The organism is Acidovorax sp. GW821-FHT10E04, assembly GCF_059415185.1.
The window spans coordinates 212,722-233,604 of sequence record NZ_JBWKMT010000005.1 but is presented as its reverse complement, the minus strand read 5'-3'; the positions used below and the strand labels follow the sequence as shown (position 1 = coordinate 233,604).

Annotated in this window: 21 protein-coding genes; 14 read left to right on the top strand and 7 right to left on the bottom strand. The window is 67.3% G+C overall.

All coding sequences use genetic code 11. The features are described from left to right. The first annotated feature begins 247 nt into the window (after positions 1-247). Positions 248-2,191, top strand: coding sequence for a sigma-54-dependent Fis family transcriptional regulator (locus AC07OC_RS17330; RefSeq protein ID WP_255591043.1), 1,944 nt, complete (start codon positions 248-250; stop codon positions 2,189-2,191). Between the two features lie 61 nt (positions 2,192-2,252). Here the strand turns inward: AC07OC_RS17330 and AC07OC_RS17325 are convergent, their stop codons facing one another. Continuing rightward, positions 2,253-2,465 (bottom strand): hypothetical protein, encoded by a 213-nt coding sequence (locus AC07OC_RS17325; protein ID WP_218339753.1) that lies wholly within the window; start codon positions 2,463-2,465, stop codon positions 2,253-2,255. 210 nt (positions 2,466-2,675) lie between these two features. Between AC07OC_RS17325 and ku the strand changes: the two genes are divergently transcribed. Both ku and ligD read left to right on the top strand, forming a co-directional pair. Continuing rightward, a complete protein-coding gene (gene ku, locus AC07OC_RS17320; RefSeq protein ID WP_255591044.1) occupies positions 2,676-3,584 on the top strand; it encodes a non-homologous end joining protein Ku in 909 nt (302 codons plus the stop codon). Continuing rightward, on the top strand, positions 3,584-4,549 hold the full coding sequence (gene ligD / locus AC07OC_RS17315) for a non-homologous end-joining DNA ligase (RefSeq protein WP_370627777.1): 966 nt from the start codon (positions 3,584-3,586) through the stop codon (positions 4,547-4,549). Before ku ends, ligD begins: the two co-directional genes overlap by 1 nt. A 65-nt stretch (positions 4,550-4,614) precedes the next feature. Here ligD and AC07OC_RS17310 read toward each other — a convergent pair whose 3' ends face one another. After that, positions 4,615-6,201, bottom strand: coding sequence for a methyl-accepting chemotaxis protein (locus AC07OC_RS17310; RefSeq protein ID WP_218339755.1), 1,587 nt, complete (start codon positions 6,199-6,201; stop codon positions 4,615-4,617). A 190-nt stretch (positions 6,202-6,391) separates the two neighbouring features. On the opposite strand from AC07OC_RS17310, the gene AC07OC_RS17305 reads away from it, so the two are divergent. The 4 genes from AC07OC_RS17305 to AC07OC_RS17290 all read left to right on the top strand — a co-directional run bounded on the left by AC07OC_RS17305 (position 6,392) and on the right by AC07OC_RS17290 (position 8,757). Next, complete coding sequence (locus AC07OC_RS17305; RefSeq protein WP_218339756.1) at positions 6,392-6,892, top strand: flavodoxin family protein; 501 nt, start codon at positions 6,392-6,394, stop codon at positions 6,890-6,892. Positions 6,893-6,957: 65 nt separating this feature from the next. Next, positions 6,958-7,386 (top strand): surface-adhesin E family protein, encoded by a 429-nt coding sequence (locus AC07OC_RS17300; protein WP_218296150.1) that lies wholly within the window; start codon positions 6,958-6,960, stop codon positions 7,384-7,386. 117 nt (positions 7,387-7,503) lie between these two features. Further along, positions 7,504-8,079 (top strand): cysteine hydrolase family protein, encoded by a 576-nt coding sequence (locus AC07OC_RS17295; RefSeq protein ID WP_218339757.1) that lies wholly within the window; start codon positions 7,504-7,506, stop codon positions 8,077-8,079. Between the two features lie 198 nt (positions 8,080-8,277). After that, complete coding sequence (locus AC07OC_RS17290; RefSeq protein WP_218339758.1) at positions 8,278-8,757, top strand: DUF421 domain-containing protein; 480 nt, start codon at positions 8,278-8,280, stop codon at positions 8,755-8,757. 20 nt (positions 8,758-8,777) lie between these two features. Here the strand turns inward: AC07OC_RS17290 and AC07OC_RS17285 are convergent, their stop codons facing one another. From AC07OC_RS17285 to AC07OC_RS17275, 3 genes are all read right to left on the bottom strand, one after another. Beyond that, positions 8,778-9,161, bottom strand: a complete 384-nt coding sequence (locus AC07OC_RS17285) for a surface-adhesin E family protein (RefSeq protein WP_255591045.1) — start codon at positions 9,159-9,161, stop codon at positions 8,778-8,780. 285 nt (positions 9,162-9,446) lie between these two features. Further along, a complete protein-coding gene (locus AC07OC_RS17280; protein ID WP_218296153.1) occupies positions 9,447-9,740 on the bottom strand; it encodes a DUF4148 domain-containing protein in 294 nt (97 codons plus the stop codon). Positions 9,741-10,038: 298 nt separating this feature from the next. Next, positions 10,039-10,635, bottom strand: a complete 597-nt coding sequence (locus AC07OC_RS17275; RefSeq protein ID WP_218296154.1) for an ATP-dependent Clp protease proteolytic subunit — start codon at positions 10,633-10,635, stop codon at positions 10,039-10,041. A gap of 95 nt (positions 10,636-10,730) precedes the next feature. Here AC07OC_RS17275 and AC07OC_RS17270 point away from each other — a divergent pair, with 95 nt between their 5' ends. The 4 genes from AC07OC_RS17270 (at position 10,731) to AC07OC_RS17255 (ending at position 14,698) form a co-directional block, all read left to right on the top strand. Continuing rightward, the gene (locus tag AC07OC_RS17270) at positions 10,731-11,525 is read left to right on the top strand and encodes a sigma-70 family RNA polymerase sigma factor (RefSeq protein WP_218339760.1); all 795 of its coding nucleotides are present in this window, start codon (positions 10,731-10,733) and stop codon (positions 11,523-11,525) included. A 379-nt stretch (positions 11,526-11,904) separates the two neighbouring features. Continuing rightward, on the top strand, positions 11,905-12,138 hold the full coding sequence (locus AC07OC_RS17265; RefSeq protein WP_218339761.1) for a hypothetical protein: 234 nt from the start codon (positions 11,905-11,907) through the stop codon (positions 12,136-12,138). Positions 12,139-12,272: 134 nt separating this feature from the next. Beyond that, positions 12,273-13,229, top strand: coding sequence for a universal stress protein (locus AC07OC_RS17260; protein ID WP_218339762.1), 957 nt, complete (start codon positions 12,273-12,275; stop codon positions 13,227-13,229). Between the two features lie 206 nt (positions 13,230-13,435). Beyond that, entirely contained in the window at positions 13,436-14,698 is a 1,263-nt protein-coding gene (locus tag AC07OC_RS17255; protein WP_218339763.1) for an MFS transporter, read from the top strand. A gap of 63 nt (positions 14,699-14,761) precedes the next feature. Here the strand turns inward: AC07OC_RS17255 and AC07OC_RS17250 are convergent, their stop codons facing one another. Both AC07OC_RS17250 and AC07OC_RS17245 read right to left on the bottom strand, forming a co-directional pair. Next, positions 14,762-16,879 (bottom strand): putative bifunctional diguanylate cyclase/phosphodiesterase, encoded by a 2,118-nt coding sequence (locus AC07OC_RS17250; protein WP_255591046.1) that lies wholly within the window; start codon positions 16,877-16,879, stop codon positions 14,762-14,764. A gap of 277 nt (positions 16,880-17,156) precedes the next feature. Further along, on the bottom strand, positions 17,157-17,969 hold the full coding sequence (locus AC07OC_RS17245; protein WP_494601815.1) for an alpha/beta hydrolase: 813 nt from the start codon (positions 17,967-17,969) through the stop codon (positions 17,157-17,159). Positions 17,970-18,222: 253 nt separating this feature from the next. Here AC07OC_RS17245 and AC07OC_RS17240 point away from each other — a divergent pair, with 253 nt between their 5' ends. From AC07OC_RS17240 to AC07OC_RS17230, 3 genes are all read left to right on the top strand, one after another. Continuing rightward, complete coding sequence (locus AC07OC_RS17240; RefSeq protein WP_369641186.1) at positions 18,223-18,516, top strand: DUF4148 domain-containing protein; 294 nt, start codon at positions 18,223-18,225, stop codon at positions 18,514-18,516. Between the two features lie 311 nt (positions 18,517-18,827). Beyond that, positions 18,828-19,799 carry an AraC family transcriptional regulator gene (locus tag AC07OC_RS17235; RefSeq protein WP_492244617.1) on the top strand — a complete coding sequence of 324 codons (972 nt, stop codon included), beginning with the start codon at positions 18,828-18,830 and terminating at the stop codon, positions 19,797-19,799. 97 nt (positions 19,800-19,896) lie between these two features. After that, on the top strand, positions 19,897-20,820 hold the full coding sequence (locus tag AC07OC_RS17230; RefSeq protein ID WP_492244618.1) for a leucine-rich repeat domain-containing protein: 924 nt from the start codon (positions 19,897-19,899) through the stop codon (positions 20,818-20,820). Positions 20,821-20,883: the final 63 nt, after the last annotated feature.

Here is a 20,883-nt window from a genome sequence, read left to right as displayed (position 1 = left end):
ATGACTCAAAACCCGTGCCAACCTGCTCCATCTGCCAAGTGCTTGATTTTTATGGCTTTGTTTGCGCGTCTGCAAGAAGGTGCGGCCCATCGGGCGTCAAGGTGTCCGCTCCAGAACGCGACACCTGTCACGAAATGGAACAGTTGAAGCCGCCCACCGGCCGCCGCTATTGCCCTGGCCCCTGGCGACCGCCATACTGGCTCGTACACAGGGCGCGTTGATGACGCCCGGGCAGGAGACACACACCATGCGATCCACATCCACGTCCACCTCGGTGGCACTGCGGCAGGCCCGCCAGCACCTGCTGGAGTCAGGCCAATGCCCCAGCGGGCTTGTGGACGAGCGCCTGGCGCGGTCGTGGCAGCGCAGCATGGACAGCGGCCTGCGGCCGACCGGGCGGCTGGGCAGCCCCGACAACCTGGAACAGCAAGCCCTGCGGCAGCTGCGCGGCCACCACCAGGAGTTGCTGGCGCATTCGCGCCCCGTCATGGAGTACCTGTTCGAGCAGGTGCGCGACAGCCAGAGCGTGGTGGTGCTGGCCAGCCCCTGCGGAACGCTGGTGGACACCTGTGGCGACGCCTACTTCCTGGGCAAGGCCGAACGGGTGGCGCTCACCAGCGGCGCCTCGTGGCACGAAAAGCAGCGCGGCACCAACGCCATCGGCACCGCGCTGGCCGAAATGGCACCCGTGGAAGTGCATGGCGCGGAGCATTTCCTGGAGCGCAACGGTTTCCTGACCTGCGCGGCGGCCCCCATCCTGTCCGCCACGGGGCAGCTGCTGGGCATTCTGGACATCTCCAGCGAGCACAGCCGGGGCAACCCGCACACGCTGGGGCTGGTGAGCACCGCCGCCCACATGATCGAAAACCGGCTGCTCGTGTCCGCAAGCCAGCGCCACATCCGCCTGCACCTGCACCCCCACCCGGAGGGCATTGGCACCGTGGCCGAAGGCATCGCGCTGGTGTCGGAAGACGGCTGGGTGGTCGGCGGCAACCGCAGCGCGCTGGCGCTGCTGCGCCTTTCCATCGCGCAGCTGGGCTGCGTCTCGCTGGACCAGATCCTCCATCCAGGCTTCGAGGATCTGTTGTCCCGCCACCAGCGCCGCCCCGACGCGCCGCTTTCCCTGCGCAGGCACGATGGCTCCCAGCTCTTCGGGCAACTGGTGCCCGACAAGCGCACCGTGCGTCCCCTCGCCCCCGCCGCGCCCTCCAGCGCTCCCCCGGATGCCCTGGCGCGCCTGGACACCGGCGATGCGCGCTGGCGCATGGCTGCAGCCAAGACACGGCGCATCCTCGACAAGCCCATCCCCCTGCTGCTGCAGGGCGAATCGGGCGTGGGCAAGGAATGGTTCGCGCGGGGCGCGCACCAGAGCGGACCGCGCCGCGACGGCCCCTTCATCGCCATCAACTGCGCGGCCATGCCGGAGGCGCTGATCGAGTCGGAGCTGTTCGGCTACGCACCCGGCACGTTCACCGGCGGGCGCCGCGAAGGACGCCTGGGCCTGCTGCGCGAGGCCCAGGGCGGCACGCTGTTCCTCGACGAGATCGGCGACATGCCTGCGGCCCTGCAGACGCGGTTGCTCCGGGTGCTGCAGGAGCGGCAGGTGGTCCCCCTGGGCAGCGGCCATCCGGTGGCCGTGGACTTCGCCCTCATCTGCGCCTCCAACCGCAAGCTGCGCGAGGAGGCGGAGCAGGGGCGCTTTCGCGCCGACCTGTACTACCGGATCAATGGCCTCGCGGTCGAGCTTCCACCCTTGCGTGAACGCACCGATTTCGAAGCGCTGAGCGCGAGGATGCTGGAGGACATCGAGCCCTCCCGCGCCCTGCGGCTGGCGCCGTCGCTGATGGCGATGCTGGAACAGTACCCCTGGCCCGGCAATCTGCGGCAATGCGCCAGCGTGCTGCGGACCACCTGCGCGATGCTGGAGCCGCACGAGGAGGTGCTCGAATGGCACCACCTGCCGGACGACTTTCAGGACGAACTCCGGCGGGCCGACCGGTTCTGCGCGCCAAAGGAAGCCCCGCACCCGCCGCAGAACCTGGACGAACTGTCTCAATCCGCCATTCAGCAGGCCCTGGAGAGCTGCCGTGGCAACGTGAGCCACGCGGCACGCACCCTGGGCATCAGCCGCCAGACGCTCTACCGCAAGCTGGCAATGCGCAGGGAGAGGCTCGCCCACCCGCCCGGGTGACCAGGCCCCTGCCGCGCCACGGCGCTGGCGCTGCCGCCGCCCGCTCGGGGATCGCGGGGCCTTACGGTTGCCGGTCTCCCTTGGCGTATTCCTTGAGCGCATCGATGGCCTCTTCGCGCGTGTCCCAGGAGGCATCGCGGACCGGCACATTGTGCCCGTCTATCAGAAGGCTCTGCACCGTGTAGCGCCCCTGCGGCGTCCTGCAGAGCACCGCGGAGTAGGAGCTTGCATCCGCCGTGCCAAAAACGTTCTCTTCCTCGAGTTCACCGGGCATGGAAACCTCCTCATCCGTTCGCCACGTTGGACCTTTGATTGTCGGCAGCGGAGTCCGCCAACGGTGTAGGCCAATGGCCCCTTGCGCCTTCTTCGGAGGCCGCGGCGCGCCGCTTTCCTACAGACATCGCAGGGCCGCCGCGAAACGATCGAATCCAACGGCCCCGCGACGCATCCCGCGCTGCGCGATGCCCCGTTAGAAAGTGCGTACATGGCTACCAGCAACCGGGTGCTCTGGAAGGGCGCCATCTCCTTCGGCCTTGTCCATATTCCCGTGGGCCTGCACACCGCCACCACGGAGCAAGGCATTGACTTCGATTGGCTGGACAAGCGGTCGATGGACCCCGTGGGCTACAAGCGGATCAACAAGCGCACCGGCAAGGAAATCGACAAGGCCCACATCGTCAAGGGCGTCGAGTACGAGAACGGGCAGTACGTTGTTCTTTCCCCGGAGGAAATCGAAGGCGCCTTCCCGCGCACCACCCAGACCATCGAGATCGAGCGCTTTGTGAACGCCCAGGAAATCCCGTTCGTCTACTTGGAGCGCCCGTACTACGTGAGCCCCATCAACAAGGGGCACAAGGTGTATGCCCTGCTGCGCGAAGCCCTCGCCAGGACCGGGAAGATCGCGCTGGCAAAGGTCGTGATCCAGACCAAGCAGCACCTGGCGCTGCTGGCGCCCTCGGGACCCGCGCTCGTCCTCAACCTGCTCAGATGGGGCGACGAGGTCAAGGGTTTCGAGGGACTGGATCTCCCCGCCCTGGGCGCCACCGCCATCAAGCCCAGCGAGATGAAGATGGCGACGCAGCTCATCGCCGAAATGACCGGCCACTGGAAGCCGGAAGATTTCAAGGACGAATTCCGCCAGCAGGTCATGGACCTGGTGGCCGCCAAGGTCCAGCAGGGCGATACCCGCACGGTCACGCAGCCCGCGCAGGCCGCCACGGGCAGCGCGGAAATCATCGACCTCACGGAGCTGCTGCAGCGCAGCCTCAAGCCCGGAAACCGCCGCCCTGCCGCCAGGCCGGCGGCCAAGGAGAGCGGCACGGCGCCGCGCAAAACCGCGCGCAAGCGTGCCGCGGCCAAGACGCCTTCCGCGCAGCGCAAGAAGGCGGCCTGATGAAGCGCGCGAACGCGGCACACGCACCACAGGCCCCGGCGACGCGATCGCCCCGCGCCAGGAAACGCGCCAGATCGCCACAGCCCGGACCGCGCATCTCCCACGGTGAGCGCGTGATCGATCCGTCCACGGGATTCACCAAGATGGACATGGTGCGGTACTACGCCAAGGTCGGCCCCTTGATGCTGCAGCACCTGAAAGCACGGCCCGTGGCCCTGGTGAGGGCTCCCGGGGGCGTGCCGGGAGAACTCTTCTTTCAGAAGCACCAGGAGGCCGAGGCGCTGCCCGGCATGCGGAGCCTGGACCCGGCGCTGGACGAGGGGCATGCGCCCTTGCTGGAAGTGGTCTCCCCACAGGGCTTGCGCAGCGGGTCGCAGATGAACGTCATTGAATACCACACCTGGAACGCGCTGAAAGACAGGATGGAGCGCCCCGACCGGCTGACCTTCGACCTGGACCCGGGCGAAGGCGTGGCATGGGCGGATGTGCGTGAAGGCACGCGGCTGCTGCGCGTGCTGCTGCAGGAACTGGGGCTTCCCGCCTTTTTGAAAACCAGTGGGGGCAAGGGCCTTCACGTGGTGGTTCCGCTCAAGCGCCTGCGCGACTGGGACACGGTCAAGGATTTTTCCAGGGCCATCGTGCTGCACCTGGCCGAGACGATCCCGCAGCGCTTCGTGGCCAAGAGCGGTCCGCGCAACCGGGTGGGCAGGATCTTTGTGGACTACCTGCGCAACGGCCGCGGTGCGACGACCGTGAGCGCATGGTCGGCACGCGCACGGCCGGGAATGGGCGTTTCCGTGCCCGTCGGTTGGGAAGAACTGGATGCGCTGACCAGCGCCGCGCACTGGAACGTCCGGAACATCGACGCGAGGCTTGGCGTGGGCAATGGCCCCTGGCAGGCCTGCGAAGAGGCCGCGGTGAGTTTGACACCCGCGATGAAAGCGCTCGGATTCCGGCCCGGCTGACGCGTGCCCGCGCTCCCCGCGCCGGCACGGGGCCGCACAGGATCAATCGGGCACGGCGGCCGGGCTCAGGCCAGCATCAAGGCCGGGTGGGGCTGGCCCGAGGCTTCCAGTTGCAGCGCGGAACTGGACAGCTTGAACGTCGCGACCGTTTCGACCAGCCTTCGGGACTGGATGCTCAGGCTGGAGGCGGCCGCGGACATTTCCTCCACGAGCGCCGCATTTTGCTGGGTGGCCTGGTCCATCTGATTGACGGCCACGTTGACCTGGCTCACGCCCTGGCTCTGCTCGGTTCCGGCCGCGCTGATCTGCGCCACCGTCTCGGTCACCCGCTCGATGGACGAAACCACTTCCTTCATCGTCTGCCCCGCGGCGCCCACCAGCACGGTCCCGGCCTCCACGCGCTCCACGCTGGTGGCGATGAGGGCCTTGATCTCCTTGGCCGCCGCCGCGGAGCGTGCTGCCAGGCTGCGCACTTCCGAGGCCACGACCGCGAATCCACGCCCCTGCTCGCCAGCCCGGGCGGCCTCCACGGCGGCATTGAGGGCGAGGATATTGGTCTGGAAGGCGATGCCGTCGATGACGCCGATGATTTCGGAGATCTTCTTGGAGCTTTCATTGATGCCGCTCATGGTGTCCACCACCCTGGACACGACGTCGCCCCCCTGCTTCGCGACCGTGGAGGCACTCTGCGCGAGCACATTCGCCTGCAGCGCATTCTGCGCATTCGTCTGCACGGTGGAATTGAGTTCCTCCATGGCCGCCGCCGTCTCCTCCAGGGCGCTCGCCTGGTGCTCCGTCCTGGTGGACAGGTCGCCATTGCCCGTGGATATCTGCGCACTGGCCGCCGCCACGGTCTCCGAGCCGCTGCGGACCTGGCTGACGATCCGGGTCAGCGAGTCCTGCATCACGGCCAGCGCCGCGAGCAGGGGACTGAATTCATCACGCGAGCCGTCCGTGACCGGGGTGGTCAGGTCGCCGTCCCTCACGCGATTGGCCACGGCCTGCGACGCGGCCACCCTGCGCCGCAAGGTGGCGCCGATGTGCCAGGAGAACAGCAGCAGCCCGATCGCCACCGCCGCCACGGCACTGACCAGCGCGCGAAGGGTCAGCTTCACGTCCCGTTCGATCTCGGCGAGGCTGGCTTTCAGCAGCCCGGCCTGGTGCTCCTTTTCCTTGGCGAGGACGGCAAGCACCGCATTGCGCGTGGGGATCGTGGAGGCCACCAGATAGTCAAACGCCGGCTCCTTCTTTCCCTCCTGGATCAACTGAAGGTTCTGCTCGGCCACGTTCCAGAACGCCTGCAGCCCTTTGGACAGCTCGGCGTTCAGAGTCCTCTCGGCGGCGGTGTCCGCGGCCTGCACGAAGCTGGCGAGGTCCGTGTCGATCAAGCGCTTCTTGTCGGCGATGTCCGCCAGCGTGGCCGCCAGCTCTTGCGGCGTGCGCACCAGCATCGCATGGCGCATCTGGAGCGAAGACCGCGTGACGTTCAGCTCCATCGCGCTGGCCTGGAGCTGGCGCGGCACCTCTTTGCCGGCCACGAGTTCTGTCTGGCGCGTGACCTCCCCCAGGTAGAGCCAGGCCAGGAGCACGATTCCCGCGAGCCCCGCGATCAAGAGGAAGGAAATGGCATGAAGGCGTCTGGCGATGCTCATGGTCTTATCTCTTTGAATGGCCCCGGCCTGACCGGTGCACTGAAATGACTGAAAGCAACTGCAGCAATGGCGACAATTTGCAACCGGACTGCGGTACGGCGGATTGAACGCGCTTATGGGACAAGGGTCAAGAGTATCCGCCCGCGGGCGCCAGCGACGGACCGGGCGGTTGTCGGGCTATGCTGGAGACATGGACAAGCGCAAGACCTTGGTGATCGTCTATCACTCCATGACGGATGGCACGCGCCAGATGGCCGAGGCGGCGCACGAGGGCGCAGCCTCCGATGCGGCGGTCGCGGTGCGGCTGCTGCACGCCGCGCAGGCGGGGCCCGCGGACGTGCTGGCCGCGGACGGGCTGATTTTCGCCACGCCCGAGAACCTGGCAGCCATCAGCGGTCAGCTCAAGGATTTCTTCGACCGCAGCTATTACGCCGTGCTCGACCACGTCAACGGCCGGCCCTATGCCAGCCTGGTCTGCGCGGGCAGCGACGGACACAGCGCGGCAAGGCAAATAGAGCGCATCGCCACCGGCTGGCGCCTGCGGTCCATCGGGGATCCCCTCATCGTTTGCACCCATGCCCAGACCCCCGAGGCCATCCTCGCCGTCAAGCACATCGGAGATGAAGATCTGCTGCGCTGCCGCACCCTGGGCGAAGCGATGGCTGCGGGGCTGGCGCTGGGTGTGTTCTAGAAGAACGAACGGAGCCCACCTTCCCGGAACAATCGGGTTTAATGACGCTTTGCACGAGACCGCAAATGACCCCCCTCCTGATCGTGGCTGTGTTGGCATCCTCGGCGGCCGCGGCCGAGGCGCCCTCATGGCTCACCGTGGTGGGAGACCCCGCCAATGCCTTCGTGGACACGCTGGAGGTGGATGCCACCAGCGCCATCGCATTTGAATCCATGCGCCTCGTCAAGCTCAGGGTGAACCGCGCCAGGCCACGCACGGGCTTTGATGACCAGCCCTACCACTCCTACTACTCCACGGCCGTGGTGGACTGTACCGGGCTGAAGGCGTGGCACCGCTCCATCGCCCTGTTCAGCAAGCCGCTGTGGCACGGAAAGATGCGCCTGGTGGAGTATGCCGAGAGCGACGGCCGCAACCTGGCCTTCGCGGAGATGGAGCCCAACCCCAGGGACCGACTGATCAAGGCCGCCTGCGCCATCGCGCTGCAGAGCCCCTGAAACCCTGGAGTTTTCTGCCGCGCCGACCCCGATCGCCGCAATGCCGCCGACCGGCATCAAAGGCACGTCCCACCGGGTTGGCCCCCTGGGAAACCCGCCGGTTGTAGGCGGACCGTGATGGCGGCCACCCCTGCATTCGGCAAGGCCGAAATCCAGGCGGCCGCGTTGAAGCCGAGCGCCACCGCCCTGGTGCTTGTCGATTTCATCAATCCGATGCGGTTTCCCGGCGCGAACGCCTTGCTGCGCGGCGCCCTGGAGGCGGCGCATGCCACCGCGCGGCTCAAGCGCCGGCTCTCGGCCCAGGGGGCGGTGGCCATCTATGCCAACTATGGGATCTGGAGGTCTGACTTCAAGGACCTGGTGAAGGCATGCCAGGCCTTGCCTGGTGCGCGGGGCGAGATCGCCACCCTTCTGGCGCCGGGCGATGGCGACCTGACGGTCCTGAAACCCCTGCATTCCGCTTTTCACTCGACGCCGCTGGACCATCTGCTCAGGCAGATGCAAACGCAGCAATTGATCGTTGTCGGCCTGGCGGCGGACATGTGCGTGCACCTGACGGCGATGGATGCCTACATGCGGGGGTTCAAGGTATGGGTGCCCGCCAATTGCACGGCGGCCGAGCACGAACCGCACAAGCAGGCCGCGCTGCACCAGATGTCGCGGGTTCTCAAATGCTCCATCCGCAAGGCATGACGTTCTTCGCGGCCGTGCTCGCCCTGAGCGGCCACGAGGGCCACCAGAACACCACCTGTAGGACACGCCCAGCCGGCAAGCCGGCATTCCTCTGACGCCCGCTTCGCGGGGCGCTCGGATAGTCTAGCGATCACCGGCGCATCGGAAGGATGTCGATGCCGGTCGGTTTCACGGGTGCAGATCGAGACGGGTAAGCCTATGGACGTTTTTCAGCTGGGCGGTGCGTGGTGGGAGATGCCATTGCGGGCCGCCATCATCTATGCGGTGCTTCTCCTGCTGGTACGGATTTCAGGCAAGCGGACGGTGGGCCAGTTCACCCCCTTCGATCTTCTGGTGGTGATGCTGCTGAGCGAGTCGGTGTCCGCAGGTCTGAACGGTGACGAGAAGTCCGTCACGGCAGGGCTGCTTTCCGCAACGACGCTGATTGCGCTGAATGTCGCCGTCGCGGTCATCACCTCCCGCAGCGAACGGGTTCAGCAGTGGGTGGAAGGCCGTCCGGTCCTGATCGGCAGCAACGGGGAAATCTTCACGGATGTGCTGCGCAAGCACCATGTACCGCTGTGCGACGCGCAGCGTGCGCTGCGTGAAGCGGACTGCGACCCGAAAGACATGCAATTTGCGTTTCTTGAAGCAGACGGGCACATCAGCATCCTGCAGAAATCCGGGAAGAATGCGTGAGGCAACCGCACCGGCGGGCGCTACCCACGCACCTTGCATGCCGCAGAGATCATTCCCTTGTAAGGCTCTCCCGGCACATCCTTGAACAGCACGGGGGCCTTGCCTTCGGCGTACTCCTCGCGGCCCACGGCGTCGCCCTTCCAGGCCGGCAGCCCATAGTAGGTGAGCCACACATACCACGCCGTTCGGGAAGGGCAATGGACCACCACCCTGGCATAGTACGAGCGGTACTTCTGCCCCTTGAAGGAAGTCCGGGTCCTGTCTCTTGAAACGCGCAGATCGAGTACCACGCGGTGGTCCAGGCCCACGGGCTCGGGGCGCACCTCGATCAGGTTCTTTTCACCCTCCTGGCGGTCGCCATGCAACGTGAACCAGACGTCCTCGGCCTGCGCCGGAGACGACATGGCGGCTATGCACAGGAAAGTGGCGCAGATCATTGGGAGAACCCCGCTCTGGGACAAGGCCGTGTGGGAGGGTGGCAGGCAAGAGGCCCCCGCGCGCCCTCAATGGCGCCAATGCGGCCTCGGCAGCAGTTTATCGGTGCTTGCCGCCACGTGGAGACCACCCACAAAAAAAGGCCCCGATGGGGCCCGTTGTACTGCCTTGCGCTGCGGTGAAAACACTTCCCATGGCAGCGGCACCCGCGAAGTGCCGCCACCATGGAAAGGCCCGCAACTGCGTCAATTCAATTACATGGCGCTGAATTCGCCGTGAGGGATCTGGCCGGTGCGCACGGCTTCGGCTGCCTGGGCGCGCACGGCGCTGCGGTCGGCCGTGGATTGGTAGGTCACCACGCGGGAGCCTGCTGGCTCCATGTTGTGGGTGCGAGCTTCGACAACGGCTTCCGCCTTCACTTCGGCACGGGTGCGGTTCGTATCGAACTGCAGGGCGAACTGCGAGGAGTCGGCTTCGTCGGCGTGGGCGCCAAAAGAGGCGAAAGCGGCAACAGCGGCGATGGAGAGAAAACGGGCGGTGGTGTTCATGATAGAAATCCTTAAAGAAAAGCGTCTCAAAAAAAGCCGGAACAAAGCGCGAAGAGCCATGCTCACGACTGCTTCAAACCGGGTTCGGTGAGTCGCCTTGCGGGTTCGGCTCATCGATGGGTTGAACTGTACGCCGGTGGCGTGCACAGAAAAACCATCTGGTCGCGAACTAACCGTTCCAGTATCGGAAACAATCTCCGGGAACCAAATCCAAGGCCGGGTTTCCGGCCGCACCGGTGAAGGCTACCCAGCCTCGGCGTCCTTCGGACGGCCCTCCTTCGCCGCGTGCGCCACCAGATCAAGCGGCCCGCAGCTGGCTCTTGCGCTCGATGATCCGCGACACGAGTCCGTACTCGACCGCTTCCTCGGCCGACAGCCACCGGTCCCGCTCGATGTCCGCCAGCACCACGTCCAGCGGCTTGCCGGTTTCCCGCGCGATCGTGCGCGCGATGCGCTCCCGGGCCTTGACGATCTCGCGGGCCTGGATGGCGATGTCGCTGGCCGGCCCGCCGGAGCCGCCGCTGGGCTGGTGGATCAGAAAGCGTGTGTTGGGCAGGCAGTAGCGCCGCTCGCGTGGGGCCGCCAGGTAAAGATGGGTGGCCGCGCTGCCGACCCAGCCAGTGCCGATCATGTTCACCGGTGCTGCGATGAAGCGCACCATGTCGTGGATGGCGTCGCCCGATTCCAGGTGTCCGCCGGGCGAGCTCACCAGCACGTCGATGGGTTCGGCGCTGTCGGCGTCCAATGCGATAAGCCGGCGCGCCACGTCGGCGGCCACCAGGTCGGTGACGGTGCCGAAGATCAACAGGGTGCGCGACTTGAACGCCTTTTCCTCCAGATAGGAAGTGCGCGGCTCGGTGGCGCTGGGCGTCGTGGCGGTGTCTGGGGTGTTCATGGGCGGGATTCCTCGGGGTGGTGGAACTGCCTTGACGAACGAAGCGCGGATTTCGTGACACGCGGGCCCCGGCACGGCTGTGGCAAGATTTGCAGATGCATGACGAACGCCAGCCGGCCCTGATCGACGCTGACCGCCGCCGCCTGGTGCGCGCGGCCTCCCGCCTGCTGGGCCCCTCGGATGCCGAGGACGCCGTGCAGGACGCCTATGTCCGCGCGCTGGAGGCCGAGGCGCTGGAACTCAACGCGGCCCAGGCCTGGCTGCTCACCGTGGTGCGCAATCTGGCCGTCGACCGCCTGCGCCGGCGCCACTGGATGCAGCAATGGCTGGCGCAAGCTGTCGCCAGCCACCCCGTGCATGCGTCGCCATCGGCCGAGATGGATGCGGCGCTGGCGGAGGATGCCTCCCGCGCGCTGCGCCTGCTCGCCGCCCACCTGGCGCCAGCGGACGGGGCCGTGGTGCTGCTGCACGAAGTGTTCGAGCTCGGCCATGCCGAGATCGCCCAGGCCAGTGGCCGGTCCGAAACCGCCAGCCGGCAACAGCTGCGGCGGGCACTGTTGCGGCTGCGGCGCGCGGGCAGCGGGTTGGAGCCTCGGCCATCGCCCCAACGCGAATCGAGCGAAGAGGTGGTTTTCCGCATGTTCCTGCAATCGCTCCGGCTGCGTGATCCGCAAATACTGTGGGCGATGCTCGGCCAGCCGCCAGTCAGTGCGTCTGCGCGGGCATGCGTGGCCGCCGCCGAAGCCGTCTCCGCGCCGGCCGCGACCTCCTGTGGCGTGGTGCAGATGGGCGGGCAGCTTGGCCTGGTGCTCACGCTGGACGGCGTCAGGCTGTGTGTGCTGCCGCTGGGCGTGCGGACTGAGCACGAGCCGGAAACCGTGGCGCTCTAGCGGCCGCCGCCAGGCCCGCCCCCTCCAGGCCCGCGCGCACGATGGCCAGGTTCAGGGCCACAGGCGGCACCTGGCCCGGGTAGCCCGGGACATCCGCGCTATCTGGCAAGAAGCATGGGGCCTTTGGCCGCCAAAGGGGTGCACCTTGCGTACACTGGGCCCATGACCGCCACCTTCCCTCGAACCGCCGCCGCCCTGACCGCACCGCTTCGCGCGGCGGTAAGGAAGGCGCACCGTCAGCCAGCGCCAGCACATTCCTGAGCCCGGCGGCACCTTTTCCCCCTTTCAGCGCAGACATCCACCGCCGGGCACCCGCCTTGCGCGGTAGCGGCCGCCTTTTGCCCACAGGGCAACGGCCGGACTCGATGGAGTGCTTTTCATGCATACAGCGGATCACGGCGGGCGCACGCTCACCGAACCTGACTTCCCTCGCCGGTCGCGGCTGAGAGTCCCGCAGCTTCCCGCATTCCTTGCGGACCTGCCCCACACCGCAGAGATCGTCCGCTCCCGCGCCCCGCATGCCGAGGTGGCCGCCACACATGGCGAAACGCGCGCAGCCACGGCCGCGAGCGTCCGCCACCCGCCCGAGGCCTGGGGCGACTACGCCAGGTAGCCCCGCGGCAAGCAGCCACCGCGGCCCGCGGTGCGCCAGATGCACGTCCCCTCGCCGATCTCCATGCCCGCCCTGGTCTCGCCGCGCATTGGCGCCGCCAGCCGGCGCCGCTCTTTCAGAAAGCAGTTTTCCCCATGATCCCTCGCTCCATCCTTGCCGTCACCGATTTCTCCCAGCAGGGAGGCCACGCACTGGCCCGGGCTGCGCTGTGCTGCGCCGAGCACGGTGCGACGCTGAAAATCTCCTACCTTGCCGACCCCGGCGAGGAGCCGCCTCCGGACACGGACGTGCGGCTGGCACATCACGCGGTGCAGTTGGGGCAGCGCCACGACATCGCGGTGCAGGCGGCAACGCAGGCCGCAGGCGATGCCGAACAGGTCGCACGCTGGGCGGCTGGCGCCGATCTGGTCGTGTGGGGCACGGCACCCGTGCAAGGCCTGCGCGCCTGGTTCACCACCCATCCGGCCCTCAGGATGCTGCGCACTTGCCCACGCCCCGTCATCGTCGTGCGCAATCCGGCCCACCAGCCGTACCAGGGTCTGATGGTGGCCGTGGACTTCTCGCGGATGTCTCACGGCCTGGTCGACCTGGGCCTTGCGCTCCATCCCTCGGCACGGGTCGAGCTCTTTCACGCCATCAGCACCGCCGACGAAGGAAAGCTGCGGTATGCCGAAGTGTCGGAGCGCGCCATCCAGCTCTACCGCGAACAGTGCCGGCGCTCCGCGCAGGACAGGATGGTCACATTGACGGATTCGCATGATGCACGGCGCAATCGGCTGTCGTCCTCCATCGGGCGGGGAGACCCCGTTCGCCAGATTCTGGTGCAGCAGCAGCACAGCGCGGCGGACCTTGTCGTCGTCGGCAAACACCCGGCGTCGATGGTGTCCGACCTCCTGTTCGAGAGCGTTGCACAACGCCTGCTCCGGGAGGCACGCGTGGACGTGCTGGTGGTGCCACACGGCTTTCGACCCGCGTCCCGCACCTCTGCCGTGGAGCGGCTCGCGCCCGACCTTCCCGTGCGCCGCGTCAGGGCGGGCGCCCCACTGCGGCCGCACGCACCCGGCGCGTCGCCTCGACGCCAGAGCCCCTGACACGCCCGCCCAGAGGCGGGTCTCCACCAGACAAGAATGCTGTGGCCGGTCACCAGAGACGGCGGGAACGCAAGGGGCGCGCCCCGCCCCCGACGATGCACGGTGGATGAACACCCACAGTTCGCTCCAGGGCGAACCGTGCTCTCGCGCCAGCGGGCAGCATCGGTGGTCCTGCGGTCTTCACCGCGCCCGCCACTCTTGTCCGCATGCCTTCCACCCGCCGCCCCGTCTTCTATGGCGACACCGTAGTCCGCGCAGCCTTCGTCATTGCACTGCTGGGATGGGGCGCGGGCTTCTACGGCCCGCCAGTCTTCCTGCACGCGGTCATGGCGCGCACCGGCTGGTCCCTGTCCCTGGTGTCTGCTGCGGTCACCTTTCACTTCCTGGTGGGTGCAGGGGTCGTGATCTGCCTGCCAGGATGGCATCGCCGTTTCGGCATTCCCGCGGCGACACAGGGGGGCGCCGTCGTGCTCGCGCTCGGAGTCGCTGGATGGGCCGCCGCGGCACAGCCCTGGCAGCTTTTTGTCGCGGCGGCATTGACCGGCGGTGGCTGGGTTCCCCTGGGGGCAGCAGGCATCAACGCGATCATCTCGCCCTGGTTCGTGGCGCGGCGGCCTCTCGCGCTGGGCAAGGCATACAACGGCGCGAGCGTGGGGGGCATGGTGTTCTCCCCCCTGTGGGCGGCCATGATCGAACGCTACGGATTCCCCGTGGCAGCGCTTTGCGTGGGCACCGTGCTGGTGGGGATGGTCGCGCTCATCGCGCACACGGTGCTGCCCAAGTCACCCTCCACACAATCGCAGGTGGCGGATGGAGCCGACGGCAGCCATACGGAAGCAGGCGCGCCCCCTCCAGCACGGGACGGCACTCTTCGATGGTCGAACCGGGGCTTCCTGACCTTGGCGGCGGCCATGTCGCTGGGATTGTTTGCCCAAATCGGACTGATTGCCCAGCTCTTCTCGCTCATGGTGCCGGGGTTGGGAAGGCAGCAGGCCGGCGCCATCATGGCGTTGGCCACGGGGTGCGGAATGGGCGGACGCCTGGTGATGGCCCGCGTGGTGGGGCCACGGGCCAACCGCAGGCTTGCCGCGGCATGCAGCTACGGCGTGCAGGCCGTGGGGACTGCGCTGATGCTGCTTGCGGGCGCGCACCACGCAGGCATCCTGGTTCTGGGCATCATTCTGTTCGGCCTGGGCATCGGGAATGCGACCTCGATGCCACCGCTCATCGCGCAATCAGAATTCGCCCCCCCGGAGGTACCACGGGTCGTTGCGCGCTGCGTGGCGGTGGCCCAGGCCCTCTACGCGTTCGCCCCCATGGTTTTTGCGGCGGTACTCAGCCACGGGGCAGCGGGTGCCCCGCTGCTGGGCACCAACACCGGGCCTTTTTTTGCCATGGTGCTCTTGCTCCAGGTTCTTGCCGCCGCCTGTGTCCTGGCGGGTGGGACGGCCGCGGCGCGCCGCAGGTGAAAGCGTGGCGTCGGACTCCGGTTCATTGCGGCTTGCGGCATACCGGCCCTGGCGCGGCGGCCATCATGCAAGCTTGCCCATCCGGCGTTCCGTGCACAGGCGGAAGGACTCGGAAAACTCGTAGAAGGACACAGGGCGGCTGAACAGGTAGCCCTGCCCTTCCTGGCAGCCGCAATCCTTCAGGTAGTCGCGCTGCATTTCGGTCTCCACGCCTTCCGCCACGGTTTCAAGATCGAAGCTCCGGGCCATGTCCAGAATGGCGCGGACCACCGCGGTATCCCGCTCTGACTCGGGCGTGCTCTGGACGAAGGAACGGTCGATTTTCAAACGCGTCACCGGGTACTTCTTGAGGAGGCTGAGCGACGCATAACCGGTGCCAAAGTCGTCAAAGGCGATGCCGACGCCCATGCCCTTGATTTTCTCCAGCACGCCCAGCACCAGATCATCGTCATCGAGAACGATGTTCTCGGTCACTTCCAGCTCCAGGGCATGCGGGGGCAAGCCATGCCTCTGCAAGGTGGCGGCCACCTCCGCCGCCATGTCGTTCACCCGGAACTGGGCGCCAAACAGGTTCACGCCGATGCGGAAATCGGTGGCGCCGCAGCGGCGCCAATGCGCTGCCTGCGCACAGGCTTCGTCGAGCACCCAGAAGCCCACCACCGATGCCAGGGGCCCGTTTTCCAGCGCGGGCAGGAATGCAGCGGGCGAGAGCAACCCGCGTTGTGGGTGCTGCCAGCGAATCAGGGCCTCCGCACCGCGCAGGGAGCCATCGCTGAGCCTGATCTGGGGCTGATAGAACAGCACGAACTCGCCCTCGCTGACGGCGCGGTGCAGCTCGATGCTGTACAGCCTCCGGGCCGTCGCCTCCATGCGCAGAGTCGCGGCATACGCGAAGACCTGCCCTCGCCCATAGCTCTTGGCCTTGAACAGGGCGAGGTCCGCGTTGCTGAAAAGCTCCAGTGCTTCCTGCGCATCGCCCGGCGCCGCGGCCAGTCCGCAGCTCGCGGTGATGCGGATTTCGTGCACGTTCACGCTGATGGGCTCGGCAAGGCTGTCGACGATGCTCCGGGCCGCCGCCATCGATTCCCGATGGCTGGTGCAGCCGGGGATGAGAACCGCGAATTCATCGCCGCCGGTGCGCGCCACGGTGGCCAGCGAAGGCACGCACTCGACCAGGCGCTGGGCCGCTTCGCGCAAGACACCGTCGCCCACGCCATGTCCCAGGGTGTCGTTCACGTCCTTGAAGCCGTCGATGTCGACAAGCAGCAGGCATGCCCCGGCGGATCCCGCCAGTGCTTCTTCCATGCGCCGGTACAAGCTCGCGCGATTGGCCAATCCCGTGAGGAGGTCGGTCGTGGACAGCCGCCGGAGCTCCGCGGACTGCCCTGGGTGGCTCGACAGGTCCTGCAGATGGGCGTGGAAGGTCAGCTTGCCTTTGTCGCGCCAGCAAAAAAGCGCCACGCCCAGCGGGAATTCCGAGCCGTCCTTGCGCACCCCGGCCAAGCCGTCGGGAACCACCAGCCCGTCCGCCGTGCCGGCGGCGGCGGCCTGCGCAATGAGGCCTCCCACCGCGGCGCGGTGGCGCTCCGCCAGGAAATCCACGACCAGGCGGCCCGGACCGTCCGCCGGAACATGGCCGAAGATGGACGCGGCGGCCTTGTTCCATGCCATGACACGCAAGCTCTCATCGAACCAGACCACCGCCGTGGGCGAGGTTCGCGCATCGTCCTCGAAGGGCCGCCGGGCGCGTTCGGTGGAGTGTTCCAGCCTGCGCAATTCCAGACGGTCGCAGGCCATCTGCGCGAGATCCGCGAGCCGCGCACGGTCGTCGTCCGAGAAGTCGAAATGGGGAACACTGTCGATCACGCACAGCGCGCCCAGCGCCAGCCCGCCAGGGGAGTACAGCGGCACTCCCGCATAGAACCGCACGCCGGCGAATCCGGTGACCAGCGGGTTGTCATAGAAACGCGCATCCCGGCTCGCGTCCGGCACCACCATGACCTCATTCCTGGCGATGGCGTGCGCACAGAACGATACGTCCCGCCGCATGTCCACGCGCTGGCCTTCGAACCCTGTGCTGGCCGCGAAGAACACATGGTCGTCGCCAATGAGGTTCACGGCCGCAACGGGCATGCCGAAGATCCTGGCCGCGATCTGGACGACCGAATCAAGGCTTGGCAAAGGGCGATCACCATCAAGTCCGTAGTCGGAAAGCGCCTGAAGGCGGGCTGCTTCCGACTCGAGAATGGGGGGACACTTCAATGCAACATCCTCCAAAAAAGACGCCGCCCGCCGCTACGCGCAACGGTGCTTGCCAGTGGCTTGCCGGCGGGAACGGCACCTCAATATCGTCAAATCTCCACCTGGCCGCAAGTTTTTTTGGCACCCCGGGTCCGGCGGGCCAAGGGTTGCGAGCACCGCGCAGGGATGGGGCTTTCGCCGCGGCCTGCGGGCGGGCCTAGGACACGAACCGCTTGAGCGCCTCTTCAAACGCGGGCACGTCCGACCCCACATGCGTGGTGTTGTACTCGGCCTTGTGCATCACCAGGCCCGGCAGGCTCTGCGAGGCCATCTGATTGAAGAGGGGGATGCTGACCAGCGGGTGATTGCCGCCGCTCGCACCCGCCAGGAACAGCGTTGTGGGCAGGGGCTTGCCGTCGATCTGCTTTTCAAACGCCAGCACGCCGGCGGGGCTGGTGTGCTCGCCCACGCTGCATTCGGTCGAAAGGTAGTGTGAAAAGCTGGGCGCCACGCCTGCGCGGGCCTCCAGTATGAGTGCCGCCACCACAAAGTAGCCCCCATGGGACAAGCCTGAGAGGGCCCTGCGCCTGGGGTCGGCGCGGTACTGGCGCTCCACGGCGGGCACCAGTTCCTTCACGATGAAGTCGAGGTACCTGGCCGCACCGGGCATGAGGAAGTCGATGCCCCGCCATGCAGTGCCCCCAATGCCCACCAGGATGGCCTGCGTACCCAGCCGCTGCATCACCGCCTTGAACGTGTCAAAGCGCGAGATATTGGGCCCTCCGTACTGCGCATCGCCCTCGGTCGCATAGATGACGGGCAGCGTGGTTGTGCCCGTGGCATAGGCCTGCGGCAAAAAGACCTGGATGGGGTACGTGCTGCCATTGAAGGCCGACTTCATGGTCGAGTTGATCACCTGCCCCACCTCTGGCGGCGCCTCGCCGTCGCCCGAGCCTCCACCGCATGCCGCCAACGTGGCCGCGACCGCAATGAGCGCCGCGCGGCGCGTCTGCTGGAATTCTGTATGCACGTTCTGTCTCCTCCTGTCGGGGCATTGTGACATCCGGGTTCGCGGCGCGCAGGGGCTCTACCGGAGGCGGAATGATTGTTCTCAATACTGGAACAGTTAGTTCGCGACCAGGTGGTTTTTCTTTGGATACCCCAGGCGTACAGTTCAACCCATCGATGAGCCGAACCCGCAAGGCGACTCACCGAACCCGGTTCAGAAATGGTTTTTGTCCCGGCTTTTTTGAGACGCTTTTTTAACTTCAAGGATTTTCATCATGAACACGACCGCACGTTTCCTCTCCATCGCCGCTGTGGCTGCTTTCGCTTCTTTCGGTGCCCAGGCCGATGAAGCCGATGCTTCGCAGTTCGCCACCAAGTTCGAGACGAACCGCACGCGCGCCGAAGTGCAAGCCGAAGCCGCCACCGTGGCACAGACCCGCTCCATCGAACCCGCTGGTTCGCGTGTGGTGACCTACAAGTCCACCGCCGACCGCGCCGCCGTGCGTGCCCAGGCCGCTGAAGCCGTGCGCACCGGCCAGATCCCTTCGGGCGAATTCAGCGCCATGTAATGGGCAGACCAACTGCTTGAGTTGGATTGAAGCAGTTGCGGGACTTCCCATGGTGGTGGCACTTTGCATTTGCGGGTGCTGCTGCCATGGGGAGTGTTAACTGAACCGCAGGGGCGGGCAGGCAGATCGGGCTCCCTTTGGGAGCCCTTTTTGTTGGCACCAGGAGAAAGCGCGAGATGACGAAGGCCACGCGTTTTTCCCGGCATGGGGGAGACCCTGGAGATCCAGCGCTGGGGCGGCGGCCTTGCAAGCCACCACCGCCGGCTTAAACTGCCTGCCTCGCACAGCCGCCATCCGTTGCCGTCAATCCCATGCAGCAAACGCCCGACCTTCCCCAGCGCCTGCGAATTTCCTCTCGCGACTACACGGGGCGCGACAAGGCCGAGGCGCTGCGCGAGCTGTTTGGCCGCGCGCTGATGCGCGTGGACCTGTGGCCCTGCGAAGGTGCCGCCCCGCTGGACTTCACCGTCACCCTGATGCCCCTCGGGGCAGGGGCCGCCTATGCGCACAGCGCGCACACGCCTGCGCACTTCGAACACAAGCCCGCGCACCTGGGGGCCGGGGCGGACGACCTCTTGCTCACCACCACCCAGGACGGCTGCGCCATCCGCACCACAGGCGGCGACCTGGAGATACCGGCGGGTGGCTTCGTCCTGCACTCGAAGGCCCGCGCGCACGAGTTCATCCATCTCTGGGGCGGGCAGACCGCCAGCCTCCAGCTGCCCCGGGCCGCCCTGGCGCAGCAGGTGGCGCGGCTCGAAGAAGCACCGCTGCGGCTGCTGCGTTCCGACATGCCCGAGCCAGCCCTGGTCATGGGCTATGCGCAACTGCTGGCCGGCAGCCCCGCGCTCTCCGAACCGCTGCTGCAATCGGCCCGCTCGCACTTGCAGGAGCTGATGGCCAGCATGCTCACGCCTGCAGGGCAAGGCACGCAGCCTCCCGGGAGCGACGCGGTGGACGTGCCGCGCCTGGCGCTCATCCAGCGCGACATCCTGGCGCGCATCGCCCAGCCCGAACTGAGCCTGGCGCAGATCGCCCGCCTGCACCACCTCACGCCACGCCAGGTGCAGCGCCTGTTCGCGCGCGAGGGCACCTGCTTTTCGGACTTCGTGCGCGGCGCCCGGCTGGAGCGCGTGCGCGCCGCGCTGGCCGACCCCGGCCAGCGCCACCGCCGCGTGCTGCAGATCGTGCTGGACAACGGCTTCGACGACTTCTCCGCCTTCAGCCGGGCCTTCCGGCGGCGCTTCGGCATGACGCCCACCGACGTGCGCGCAACGGCCTGACACGGCGTGCGCCACGGGCGCGCACATGTCGTTTTGAACAAGGCGATTGTCGTTGCCGGCAACGACGCGGCGCGGCGCATTCCCAAGAATCGCCGGCATGACCGCTTTCATACCTGCCCGGCTCCTCGCCACCCTCGCCCTGCTCGCCGCCACCAGCGCGCAGGCCGCCATTCCTCCATCGCAGCGCCAGTACCTGATGGACTTCTACTTCGCCACCAATGGCCCCAATTGGCTCAACAACAGTGGCTGGGGCGGTGTGCCGGGCACCGAGTGCAACTGGGCGGGCATCGCCTGCGACGCGGGCGAGACCACGGTCACCGGCATGACATTCGTCTCCAACGCCATGTCCAGCACCCCACCCGGCACGCCGCTGCCTGACTGGGCGGCGCTGCCGGACCTCACGTCCATCAGCCTCACCGGCGGCGGCCTGACCGGCCCCGTGCCGCCCATCGCGGGGCTGACCCAGCTGGCGTTCTTCAACGTGGGAAACAACCAGTTCACGGGCCCGCTGCCCGACCCCTCGGGCCTGCAGCACCTCACGCGCTACATCACCGTGATGAATGCCTTCACCGGCCCGCTGCCACCGCTCACCGGCCTGCCCGCCCTGGAATGGTTCCTCGTGCGCGACAACCAGCTCACCGGCGCCATCCCGCCGCTCGCCGGCATGCCTGCGCTGCAAATCCTGTCCGTGCAGAAGAACCAGCTCACCGGGCCCATCCCCGCACTGCCTCCCGGCCTGCAGGTCCTGGTGGTGGACCAGAACCAGCTCACCGGCCCCCTGCCCACGGCGCCCAACTCGCTGCTCACGGGCCAGTCCATCCTGTGCCCCAATCCACTCCCCCCGTCGGCCAGCACCGACTGGGACGCCGCCACCGGAGAGACACCCTGGCACGCGCAGTGCAACGGCGCGCCCCCGGGGCCGGCCACCCCCGTGCCCACGCTGGGCCAATGGGCGCTGGCGCTGCTGTCGCTGGCCGCCGCCACGCTGGGCCTGCGGGCATTGCGGCGCAGGCAGGTTTGAGGCTTTTTGGCCTCCAGCGCTTTCCACACAAGCGCAAGCAGCTATAAAAATTGAAGCATCACC

Bases quoted from the DNA above. Each gene is read 5' to 3' on its own strand.
- AC07OC_RS17275 (WP_218296154.1), bottom strand. From the start codon at position 10,635: ATGAACACCCCAGACACCGCCACGACGCCCAGCGCCACCGAGCCGCGC.
- ku (WP_255591044.1), top strand. From the start codon at position 2,676: ATGGCTACCAGCAACCGGGTGCTCTGGAAGGGCGCCATCTCCTTCGGC.
- AC07OC_RS17285 (WP_255591045.1), bottom strand. From the start codon at position 9,161: ATGTCGTCTCCGGCGCAGGCCGAGGACGTCTGGTTCACGTTGCATGGC.
- AC07OC_RS17330 (WP_255591043.1), top strand. From the start codon at position 248: ATGCGATCCACATCCACGTCCACCTCGGTGGCACTGCGGCAGGCCCGC.
- AC07OC_RS17280 (WP_218296153.1), bottom strand. From the start codon at position 9,740: ATGAACACCACCGCCCGTTTTCTCTCCATCGCCGCTGTTGCCGCTTTC.
- AC07OC_RS17235 (WP_492244617.1), top strand. From the start codon at position 18,828: ATGCAGCAAACGCCCGACCTTCCCCAGCGCCTGCGAATTTCCTCTCGC.
- AC07OC_RS17270 (WP_218339760.1), top strand. From the start codon at position 10,731: ATGCATGACGAACGCCAGCCGGCCCTGATCGACGCTGACCGCCGCCGC.
- AC07OC_RS17260 (WP_218339762.1), top strand. From the start codon at position 12,273: ATGATCCCTCGCTCCATCCTTGCCGTCACCGATTTCTCCCAGCAGGGA.
- AC07OC_RS17255 (WP_218339763.1), top strand. From the start codon at position 13,436: ATGCCTTCCACCCGCCGCCCCGTCTTCTATGGCGACACCGTAGTCCGC.
- AC07OC_RS17230 (WP_492244618.1), top strand. From the start codon at position 19,897: ATGACCGCTTTCATACCTGCCCGGCTCCTCGCCACCCTCGCCCTGCTC.
- AC07OC_RS17300 (WP_218296150.1), top strand. From the start codon at position 6,958: ATGACCCCCCTCCTGATCGTGGCTGTGTTGGCATCCTCGGCGGCCGCG.
- AC07OC_RS17290 (WP_218339758.1), top strand. From the start codon at position 8,278: ATGGACGTTTTTCAGCTGGGCGGTGCGTGGTGGGAGATGCCATTGCGG.
- AC07OC_RS17265 (WP_218339761.1), top strand. From the start codon at position 11,905: ATGCATACAGCGGATCACGGCGGGCGCACGCTCACCGAACCTGACTTC.
- AC07OC_RS17295 (WP_218339757.1), top strand. From the start codon at position 7,504: ATGGCGGCCACCCCTGCATTCGGCAAGGCCGAAATCCAGGCGGCCGCG.
- AC07OC_RS17325 (WP_218339753.1), bottom strand. From the start codon at position 2,465: ATGCCCGGTGAACTCGAGGAAGAGAACGTTTTTGGCACGGCGGATGCA.
- AC07OC_RS17305 (WP_218339756.1), top strand. From the start codon at position 6,392: ATGGACAAGCGCAAGACCTTGGTGATCGTCTATCACTCCATGACGGAT.
- AC07OC_RS17310 (WP_218339755.1), bottom strand. From the start codon at position 6,201: ATGAGCATCGCCAGACGCCTTCATGCCATTTCCTTCCTCTTGATCGCG.
- AC07OC_RS17240 (WP_369641186.1), top strand. From the start codon at position 18,223: ATGAACACGACCGCACGTTTCCTCTCCATCGCCGCTGTGGCTGCTTTC.
- ligD (WP_370627777.1), top strand. From the start codon at position 3,584: ATGAAGCGCGCGAACGCGGCACACGCACCACAGGCCCCGGCGACGCGA.